The 10,775-nt window shown below is 40.8% G+C and carries 9 protein-coding genes; 8 read left to right on the top strand and 1 reads right to left on the bottom strand.

The window, feature by feature from the left end; all coding sequences use genetic code 11:
- Positions 1-1,131: carboxylesterase family protein (locus AB5642_RS15875; RefSeq protein ID WP_368371746.1), on the top strand; the 1,131-nt coding region annotated here is incomplete at its 5' end.
- 104 nt (positions 1,132-1,235) lie between these two features.
- Here AB5642_RS15875 and AB5642_RS15870 read toward each other — a convergent pair.
- Positions 1,236-1,409 carry a chorismate--pyruvate lyase gene (locus AB5642_RS15870; protein WP_173719358.1) on the bottom strand — a complete coding sequence of 58 codons (174 nt, stop codon included), beginning with the start codon at positions 1,407-1,409 and terminating at the stop codon, positions 1,236-1,238.
- A gap of 147 nt (positions 1,410-1,556) precedes the next feature.
- Here AB5642_RS15870 and AB5642_RS15865 point away from each other — a divergent pair, with 147 nt between their 5' ends.
- From AB5642_RS15865 to AB5642_RS15835, 7 genes are all read left to right on the top strand, one after another.
- Complete coding sequence (locus AB5642_RS15865) at positions 1,557-2,447, top strand: 4Fe-4S binding protein (RefSeq protein ID WP_173717264.1); 891 nt, start codon at positions 1,557-1,559, stop codon at positions 2,445-2,447.
- The gene (locus AB5642_RS15860; RefSeq protein WP_330386400.1) at positions 2,444-3,889 is read left to right on the top strand and encodes a M20 family metallopeptidase; all 1,446 of its coding nucleotides are present in this window, start codon (positions 2,444-2,446) and stop codon (positions 3,887-3,889) included. The genes AB5642_RS15865 and AB5642_RS15860 overlap by 4 nt, the downstream gene beginning before the upstream one ends.
- Before the next feature lie 431 nt (positions 3,890-4,320).
- Complete coding sequence (locus tag AB5642_RS15855; RefSeq protein ID WP_173719359.1) at positions 4,321-5,046, top strand: nitroreductase family protein; 726 nt, start codon at positions 4,321-4,323, stop codon at positions 5,044-5,046.
- 50 nt (positions 5,047-5,096) lie between these two features.
- A complete protein-coding gene (locus tag AB5642_RS15850; protein WP_118582663.1) occupies positions 5,097-5,810 on the top strand; it encodes a LytTR family DNA-binding domain-containing protein in 714 nt (237 codons plus the stop codon).
- 257 nt (positions 5,811-6,067) lie between these two features.
- Entirely contained in the window at positions 6,068-7,087 is a 1,020-nt protein-coding gene (locus tag AB5642_RS15845) for an ATP-binding protein (RefSeq protein ID WP_173736261.1), read from the top strand.
- Between the two features lie 144 nt (positions 7,088-7,231).
- Positions 7,232-10,288, top strand: a complete 3,057-nt coding sequence (locus AB5642_RS15840) for a glycoside hydrolase family 3 C-terminal domain-containing protein (RefSeq protein WP_368371745.1) — start codon at positions 7,232-7,234, stop codon at positions 10,286-10,288.
- Positions 10,288-10,731 carry a hypothetical protein gene (locus tag AB5642_RS15835; protein WP_173719362.1) on the top strand — a complete coding sequence of 148 codons (444 nt, stop codon included), beginning with the start codon at positions 10,288-10,290 and terminating at the stop codon, positions 10,729-10,731. Before AB5642_RS15840 ends, AB5642_RS15835 begins: the two co-directional genes overlap by 1 nt.
- The last annotated feature ends 44 nt before the right edge of the window (positions 10,732-10,775 follow it).

The following is a 10,775-nucleotide window of genomic DNA, read 5'->3' as shown; positions in this document are numbered from 1 at the left end:
CTTGGCGTCTTTGGTTATCTGTCATTGCCGCAGCTTAGCGAGGAACAGGGCCAGAGCGGAAACTATGGTCTGATGGATCAGATCAAAGCAATGGAATGGATCAAAGAAAATATTGCGAATTTTGGCGGAGACCCTGAGAATATCACAGTTGGCGGACAATCCGGCGGTACCACAAAAGCAATGGCAATGACTGCTTCTCCTAAAATGGATGTGGAAGTAGATAAATTAATCCTGGAAAGTGGCTTAAAGTACAATATGGAATTCCAGACTCAGGAAAGTGCAGAAGAAAAAGGAACTGCATATCTGGGAGATCTGGGACTTGATGAGGCTACGACACTTGAGGATCTGAGAAACATGGATGCTGAAAAACTGATTGACAGCACCAGCTCTAATTATCCGGGAAGTATGAATCTGGATGGCCTGTATGTCACCTATGAAAGCATTCAGGATTCTATTAATGACGGAGTGTTTGACGAGATTTCCGTATTGTCTGGAACAAATATGGGAGAGGGAAGCTATCCGAAGGTATCCACAGCAGATGATTTCTATGCACAATACAAAGAAGCTCTTGGCGATTTGTATGATAAGTACGATTTTGAAAATCTGGTAAAGGTTGATGACAATACAGCAGCTATGGTCAGCCGTCAGTTAGGAACTTATGGCCTTGGCACAAATGTCAGCAGAAGCCTTATGGTCAATCGACTGTACGGAAAAACGATGTCAGAAAGAACAGATGGAAAAGCAGTAAATTATACATACTTATTCAGCCATGCTACACCTGAGAGCATGTCAGATTTAGGAACAGACAGAGGCTGGGCTAACCAGTGGGCATGGCATACAGGTGAAATGTGGTATGCATTTAATTCTCTGCGTGAGGGCGTTCCGGCGGTAAGACAGTGGACTGACTGGGATTATGAATTAGCAGAAAAAATGAATCAGTATTGGTCAAACTTTATCAAAACCGGAGATCCAAATGGAGATGGACTCGCATACTGGCCAGAAGCAGATGAAAATATGGGATATATTCAGTTGGGCAATGGAATCAGTACACATGACGAGGAACTGACAGATCTGGAAAAACTGATGATGGATTATACAACCAACTATTTCAATTTTCCTGTAGCAGATTAATAATAAACAAGACTATCACTTATAGGTAAAGTCGCCGGCTTAAAAGGCCGGCGGCTTTTATTATGTAATTTGAAGCGGACTTGTCCGCTTTGTTTTGGAATATATCAGTCAATTATGGTATACTGCATCATTTCATAATGTAATCTGCATCCCTCTGTAATGTCAAATGGCAGAAGTGCTCTTGCTACCAGCTTCAGTTCTTCTTCGGGAAGATCTGTCCTGCGCAGATGAGCGTAGTCGCCATCAATAGATTCTACAATATAATCACAAATTAACATAGGAATATTTCCTCCGGTTGGTATTATTTATATGCTTATAGAATACCACAGAGAAAAACGTTTTTCAAACACCAATTCAGGTGCTATAATAGAATTCACAGATGAAAAAATTATCAGTGAATAGTAACAGGAAATGAGGTATCAAAAATGTCAGCATTAACAATCAGCCCGGAGGATGAAAAAAGAGTAAAAGGAATGGGCTTTCTGAATAACAGAGGAACCGATCTGTTTTCTGCAAGAGTTCTCACGACAAATGGAAAAGTAACGGCAGCACAGCATCGCTGTATGGCAGATGCAGCAGAAAAATTTGGAAACGGTGAGCTTTTGTATACCACCAGACTTTCCGTGGAAATCCCGGGAATTCCCTACGATAAGATTGAAGAATTTCAGAAATTTATAGCGAAGGAAGGCCTGGTAACAGGTGGAACAGGGGCTAAGGTACGTCCTGTAGTGTCCTGCAAAGGAACTACATGCCAGTATGGACTTCTGGATTCCTATGCAGTATCAGAAGAAATTTACAGACGTTTTTATGAAGGCTACAGGGAGGTTGCACTTCCGCATAAATTTAAGATTGCAGTGGGTGGCTGTCCGAATAACTGTGTGAAACCAGACCTGAATGATGTAGGAATTATTGGACAGAGAATTCCAAATGTCAATGCAGATGTATGTAAAGGCTGCAAGAAATGTGCCATTGAGGCTGCCTGTCCAAACAAAGTGGCAAAGGTGGTTGATGGGAAGATTCAGATTGACAAAAACATATGTAAAAACTGCGGCCGCTGTGTTGGAAAATGTCCGTTCCATACCATTGAGGACGGCGCTTACGGCTATAAGATATACATAGGTGGACGCTGGGGTAAAAAAGTATCTCAGGGAAAAGCCCTTGGCCGGATTTTTACATCCAAAGAAGAAGCCCTGGATGTAATTGAAAAGGCCATTCTTTTCTTCCGTGACAATGGAATAAAGGGAGAACGTTTTGCGGAGACTATTGAGAGAATTGGCTTTGAAAATGTGGAGAAGCAGCTGTTGGAGCAGCTGTGAAAAGACGTTACCCGGGAGAGTCATTACAATTGGTGGAAATGCTCTGCACAGATAAAATAGAATTTGGAGGAAATATAACATCTATGAATACAAGAGAACAGATCCATGCATTATCTGAGGAAATGCTTGAAAATCTTGGAAAGCTGGTTGCCGTTGATTCCCAGCTTGGCACCCCGTCAGAGGGGAAACCTTTCGGAGAAGGACCGGCAGAGGCACTTGAGATCGGGCTTGAAATTGCCAGAGAGCTTGGTTTTAAAACCGTAAATCTTGATAATTACTGTGGTTACGCCGAAATGGGAGAAGGCGAGGAAATCGTAGGTATTGCAGGTCATCTTGATATTGTACCTGTAGGTGGTGACTGGACCTACGATCCATTTAAGCTGACACGAGATGGCGACCATGTATACGGACGTGGAACTACAGATGACAAAGGACCTGTAATTGAAGCTCTCTATGCGATGAAACTTCTAAAGGATTCCGGTGTGAAACTAAACAAAAGAGTCCGTCTGATCATGGGATGCAATGAGGAGACCGGTTCCAAATGTATGGCACATTATAATGAGGTAGAGGAAGAGTTATCCTGCGGCTTTACACCTGATGCAAATTTCCCATGTATTCATGGTGAAAAAGGCTATATGTCCATGATGGCATATTCCAAAAATACCAGAATTATCTCCATGAATGGTGGCTTTGTTTCTAATGCAGTATGCGATAACTGTACCACTGTGATTCCGGCGGAAGCTGGTCTTAAGGAGAAACTGGAGCAGATGCTTTCCGAAACAAAACTGCAGGAATATAAAGTTACGGAAGCCGAAAACCAGATTACCATTTATGCAAAAGGCGTACCGGCTCATGCCAGCACCCCGACACTTGGTATCAACGCAGCAGGTGTTACCATGGAATGTCTTGCAAAGGCAGGCTTTGAAGACGATTTTGTTAAATTTTATAATCAGCACATTGGAACTGCCTGTGATGGCTCCGGTGTTGGCCTTAAAATTGCCGATGAATTTGGTGAGCTGACCTTCTGCAATGGAATCGTAAAAACAGAGAATGGTGTGATTTCCTGCACCATCGACATTCGTGTACCTGTAACCTTCAAAAAGGATGATATTCTGAATCGTATAGAGGGTAATCTGGAAGATGAAAATGGCCGTATTGAGGTGGGGGAAATCGGTAATCCGTTGTTCTTCCCAAGAGAATCTCCGCTGGTAAATGCCCTGTACAAGGCTTATGTGGATGTGACTGGCGACACGGAGAACAAACCAATGGTAATTGGCGGTGGTACCTATGCCAAATCTCTGAAAAATATTATTGCATTTGGTCCGGAAAAGCTGGGTGTGGATTATCGTATTCACGGTGCAGATGAGTTCATTCTTGTTTCCGAGATGGAAGAGGCTGTGGAAGTGTATATGGAAGCAATTAAGAATTTGTTAGCAATTTAACCAAACCCAACAAGTTTAAATATAAAAATAAAAGAAGAAGTCCTCGAATGTTTCTGGCATCCGAGGGCTTTTTTACGTGATCAGGAAATTACTTTGTAATACTTCTTAAAAAAATGTCAATATCTGTATCAGAAATGACAATACCCGAATCGTTTTTTTATTGAAGAATGGCTATACGGCTGTCTGTATTGCCAGTCCACTGGCTTAGTTCGGTGCGTGTGCACTTCTGATCCCTTGCTATTACAGGATGATGAAAGACAGCGCACAGACTGCTTAAATTGTGGACTCCATATTGACTTGAAAAAACAGATATTTCTCGGTATTATTATTGGGAATATCTGTTTTTTTGTAAGAAAAATCGAAGAAAGATAATTTTTATACGGTTATGTCATTCGATGATAGCTGTTTAGAGGAAAAGGGAGAAATTTAAAATGAATGAAATTATAAAAAGTTTATATAATAGAAAATCCATGCGCGTATACGAAGAAAAGTCCATTCCGCAGGAGATGAAGAAGGTCATCCTTGAAGCCGCAGCCCAGGCGCCTACAGCAGGTTGTCAGCAACTTTATACTATTTTGGACATTACAGATGAAGAATTGAAAAAGGCTTTATCTGAGACCTGCGACTACCAGCCATTTATTGCGAAAGCACCTATGGTACTGGTATTCTGTGCTGACTGCAAGAAGTGGTATGATGCATATCTGGAAGCTGGCTGTGAGCCAAGAAAACCAGGTATAGGAGACCTTATGCTTGCGGTGACAGACACGGCAATTGCCGCACAAAATGCAGTTGTGGCAGCGGAGAGCTTTGGTATCGGTTCCTGCTACATTGGTGATATTATGGAAAATTATGAGAAACAAAGAAGACTTCTGAACCTGCCTGATTATGTTTTTCCAGCTGTTATGCTGGTATTTGGCTGGCCCACCCAGCAGCAAAAGAATCGCCCTAAACCCCAGAGATGTGCACAGGAACATATTGTCCATGAGAATACCTACCGCAGTATGGACGACACTGAACTTCGCGAAATGTTGAGTCACCAATACAAAAATTCCACCTTCGAAGACTGGTGCAAAGCCTTCTGCAAAAGAAAATATAATTCCGATTTTTCAAAAGAAATGACACGGTCGGTGGGGGAATATCTGAAGCAGTTTGAGTGAATATTGCTGTTTTTAGAATTACTTATATCAGGGAAAAGGAGAACAATAGGATGTTCAGAATTGGAATAGCAGAGGATGATCCCTCATTCCAGAAGACAATTTCCGAATATATTGAGCGTTACAAAAAAGAAACAAATATAGATATCCAGGCGTCTTTTTTTCAAGATGGAAATGAATTGGTATTTAAATACGAACCCATATATGATGTTCTTTTACTGGACATTGAAATGCCAAAAATGAATGGTATGGATGCTGCCAGAGAAATCCGAAAAAGGGATCAAAGAGTGCTGATTATATTTATAACCAACATGGCGCAATATGCAATCAATGGTTACGAAGTGGGTGCCTTGGACTTTGTCCTGAAGCCTATAAAATATTTTTCTTTTTCTATGAAACTGGAAAAAGCCCTGAAGTCTGTGAAAGGCCAGGAGTCTGTTAATATTCTGTTGGAATACAAAGACGGGATGAAAAAAGTGTCCTCCGATGAGATTGTTTATGTGGAGATTCGTGATCACTGGCTGCATATTTTTACGGTAGATGAAGAATATCAGCTTCTTTCTACCCTGAAAGAATTTGCGGCAAAATTGGCAGACTATCATTTTATATGCTGCAGCAGTTCCTTTTGCATTAACATGAAATACGTCACAGATTTTCAAAAGGATATTATAACCTTGAATGATAAAACAGAATTAAAAGTCAGCCGATCGAAGAAAAAAGAGGTAAAACAGGCATTACTTGATTATTACAAAGGAGGGCTGCGCTGATGGTATCAGAAATTTTATCCCAAATTCCCATATACATAGGACATGCATTTTTTTCAATCAACGTGTTCCCAATCATACTGTTATTTTCAATTGGCATTCAGAAAAGAAAACACTTTGCATGGCGAATTGTCCTTGGCTTTCTGATATCCGTATGTTGTTCTGCGCCCTTTTCTCATGGGCTTTTTACATACATCATGCAGTTTACCTTGTTTGTATTCAGCAGTTATTTTGCATACGAAATTTCCTGGAAAGAGGCTTTGTATAGCGTTACATGTGCCTATGCAGTACAGCATATCAGCTATTGTGTATATCTGATTTTGTTTCGACCAGTTCATGGAATACCGGTTTATGCACCGGCATATATTGTGTGTGCAGTGTGCATTGCACTTTTGCTGTACTGGTTTATCGGAAGAAAATTACCTGAAAATGGACATTATGATGTGGATATTCGTTTCTCTATGATGTCGTTTTTCCTTATTATCATGCTCGCTCTGGGGCTTAGTATTGCAGCGGATACCATGTTTAATGCAGAAGAAAATAATCTCTATTACCTATGTAAAGCATACGATCTGATTTGTTGTCTGTTTGTATTATGGGAACAGATGGATTACAAAAATAAATTGAATAAACAGAGAGAGCAGGATCTGGAAAAACAGGTTCGGCTGAAACAAAAGGAATTGTTCCGGCTGAGACAGGATGATGTGGAGCGGATCAATCTGATCTGCCATGATCTAAAAAAACAGCTGGAGCCACTGAAGCTTTTCTCAGATGAAGAACAGCAAAAAGCATACTATGATCAGGTGTGTAAAACTATCCAGTCTTATGATTCCCAAGTGGAAACCGGAAGTAAAGTTCTGGATACTTTGCTGTCCCAGAAAAGACTGGTATGCATGAAAAATAACATAGAATTAACCTGTGTGGCAGACGGGAAGAAAATGGATTTTATATCTGCTGTGGATTTATATACTATTCTTGGAAATGTAATTGACAACGCAATTGAGAGTGTACTTATGGTTTCTGACGAAGAGAAAAAAGTGATTTCCACATCTATTTGGACCAAGGGAAATCTGCTCCTTATTCAGATACAGAATTATATGGAAAACGAGAAAATAAACTTTTCAGAAGGGCTTCCTGTGACTACAAAAAATGCACATGATGGTCACGGATATGGGTTGAAAAGTGTGCGAAAATGTGTGGAAAAATATAATGGAAGTATGGATATTACAGCGGAAAATCACATGTTCAGCCTGACGATTATTATACCTGTCGCAAAATAAAGTGCAAATTACGAAATCTGGAATGCCTGTTACGAAATCTTAAAATATCCTTTTTGAGTATGTGTTAAGCTCCTGACCATGATGAACGCGCGGTCATAAAAAGCAAAAAACAATATTTATTGTTGATCAAATGGGAGGAAACATATGAAAATCAAGAAGGAAATCACCCGTGGTCTGGGTGCTGTTTCAGCTTGTCTGCTTACAGTTGTGTCCATAGGAACTCCTGTGGCAGAGGCCTATGAGGGCAGACTAAACACAGTGCTTGGCATTGAAACTACAAAGACAGTTTCGGATGAAGGCTTAGATGTTGATACAGATTATTATAAAAGCGATTATGGAACTGATATTTATGATGGAGATAAGCTGCAGCAGCTGGAGGATGATGCGGCAGCACAGGCAGTTGCAGAACAGGAAGAAGGTTCTGTTCTTTTGAAAAATGACAACAATGCACTTCCACTGGCGGCTGGAAGCAGCATTACACTTTTTGGACAAAATTCTATTGAGAGTACGGAAAGTGTAGCTGGAAGTACAGGTTTTGGCGGTCCGCAATCCTACTCAGGACTTTTTTACAGTTATCATTCTACGGCTAATTCTACCCAGGAACTGGTAACTTATCTTGGAGCAATGGAGTCCGTTTATGATGTTAATCAGACAATGGTAAAGGCTTATCAGGAGAGCGGTTATATGCGTGTAAAATCTGTTGACGATCCGCAGATTGGAGAAGCACCAGCAGATTTTTACACAGAAAATCTGAAAAATAGCTGGCAGGATCAGTATAATGATGCAGCTGTTGTTATGCTTACAAGACAGGCAAGTGAGGATTGTGACCTTCTTCTTGAAGATCCAGAGGGAATCAGTCAGCTGGCTCTTCATCAGGACGAAAAAGATCTTTTGAATATGCTGAAAGAACAGAAAGAGCAGGGCGTATTTAAGAAAATTATTCTTCTTGTAAATTCTAACTGGGCTATGGAGCTTGGAGACCTGGATGATTATGATGTGGATGCATGCCTATGGATTGGTTCCCCTGGTATTGTTGGATTTACAGGTGTTGTAAATCTGCTTCAAGGAGAGGCGAACCCATCTGGAAAACTGGTTGATACCTATGCGAAAAATTCCCTGTCAGCTCCGGCTATCACCTATGCACAGATGAAAAATACGCCAGAGTGGGCGAATCTGGATGAGGTTCTGGAATATTGTTCAGACAGCGATCAGTATGTTTCCAACTATCTGATCTATGCAGAGGATATTTATGTAGGATATAAATATTATGAAACCCGTTATGAGGATACCGTACTTGGAAACGGAAATGCAGACAGTATAGTTGGTTCCTCAACTGGAAAAGCATGGAATTATAATGACGAAATCGCTTATCCATTTGGCTATGGACTTTCCTACACAACCTTTTCCCAGACCCTTGATGGTGTAGAGTATGACGAAACAACAGATACTTACAACGTAAAAGTTACCGTGACAAATACTGGTGATGTAGCTGGAAAATCTGTTGCAGAAGTCTATGCACAGACCCCATATGGGGATTATGAAAAAGAGAACAATGTGGAGAAATCTGCAGTCCAGGTTGTGGGCTTTGATAAGACAGATATCCTGGCGCCAGGTGCTTCTGAGACACTGGAAATTCCAGTAGAAAGATATCTCCTTGCAAGCTACGATTACACCAATGCCAAAGGCTATATTTTAAGCGAAGGCGATTATTACTTTGCCATCGGCGATGATGCACACGATGCCCTGAACAATATTCTTGCTGCAAAAGGTGCCAAGGGAATGACAGATGCATTGGGCGAGAAGGCTAAAGGAGATGCAGAGAAAGCATACTCCTGGAACAATGCAAAACTGGATACAGAGTCCTATAAAATGTCCCGCTATTCTGATATGGAAGTAACAAACCAGTTCGACGATGCCAATTTAAATAACCTTGGAACAGACACTGTAACTTATCTTTCCAGAAGTGACTGGGAGGGAACATATCCAGCAGAGCAGGTTTCTGTAACTGCAACTGAGGATATGATGAAAACTTTAAATGGTGATCTTTATACAGAACCAGAAGATGCACCATCTGTAGATGATTTTACCCAGGGAGTAGATGCTGGCATTAACTTTGTTGCAATGAAAGATGTAGATTACGATGACGATGCCACATGGGATAAATTCCTTGACCAGCTCACGGTAGAAGAAATGGCTTCTATTCTCCCTGACCAGAACGGTTCTGTACTAGTTGAGAGTATTGCAATGCCGTCTACCTACCGTGGGGATGATATGGACTGTTTGGAGCAGGTAACTTTCAAACTTACTGGAAAATCCGGTATTGTATGGCCTTCCACCGTTGTTATGACCTGCACCTGGAATAAAGATGATGTTGCGAAACGAAGCAGCATGACTGCAAATGAAGCTTATTTTATGGGCGCAACAGAAATCTGGTCTGGCGGCCCGAACTGCCATCGTACACAGTTTAACGGACGAGCTTCTGCTTACTATTCTGAAGATGGAAACATGGGATATCTGGTAGGAACTGTTGTTGCTGAAAACGTTCAGAAATATGGAATTATCCTTGGCTATAAACACATGGTTGTAAACGACCAGGAAGCACATCGTGAGAGTGCGGCAACCTTTACCAATGAACAGGCTCTTCGTGAGCAGTATCTGCGAGCTTTTGAGGGAGCCTATACAAAAGGCGGCGCAATGGGTTGTATGACAGCATTTAACAGAATCGGCTGCACTTACTGCGGAAGTTCCTCAGCACTTCTTACAACTGTTATGAGAGGAGAATGGGCTTACAAAGGACATGTTACTTCTGATGCGGTTGTAAATATGGATTACAAGAAACATTATACTTCTAACATTACAGCAGGACTTGACTACTGGTGCTGGGATATGGCAGGATTCGGAGCTTCCGATGATTCTTCTGTAGTGCTCAGTAAAGACATGGTTACGGAAGCCATCGAAAATGGTGACGGTTACATGCTTCAGACTCTGCGTAATGCAACCAAGCACAATGTTTATGCACAGGTTCATTCTATCCTGATTAATGGACTGGATGAAACCTCTCATGTAGTACATATTACTCCATGGTGGAAAACAGCTTTGAAAGCGGCAACAATTGGATTTGGAACAATTACTATACTGTTTATTGTACTTTACTATCTGGAAATGCTGGTTTGGAGTAAAAAGAGAGGAGAAAATGCATAATGAATATCAAAGATAAGATATTAGGAAAAAGAATCAGCGGCATTTTTAATGCATTAAATATTCTGCTCGGCCTGTTCTGCATTATTTATTACAGTATCAACGCAAACCGTGTAAATGAGTTTAATAAAGCTGTTGATTTTTATCTTGTACTGGCCATTATGTGCTGTGGGATTTACGTATTTGCAGATTATGTGATTGCGGATATTTTCAATCTGATTGCAGTTGTGTTTATTACACTTTCCATTGGAAAAATGATCGTAAACAGTATCAACACTTTTGCAGATGCCTTGAACGGAATTTCCATGTTCGGTTCTTCTGGTGTGATCGGTTATATTATTGTGACAGCGGTGGTTATGGTTATCATGCTGGTGCTGGAAATCGTATCCTGTTTCCTGAGCAGAGAGAAAAAGAATGCAATGAAGGTGGTTGTTTCTGAAAAATAATTTCAGAAGTGTAAAACTTAATTATAAAAAAATCCGACAGAACA

This window comes from Ruminococcus sp. 1001136sp1_2201st1_G3_2201SCRN_220225 (assembly GCF_040924365.1).
GTDB lineage: Bacteria > Bacillota > Clostridia > Lachnospirales > Lachnospiraceae > Blautia_A > Blautia_A faecis.
This window is presented reverse-complemented; position numbering and strand designations above follow the sequence as displayed.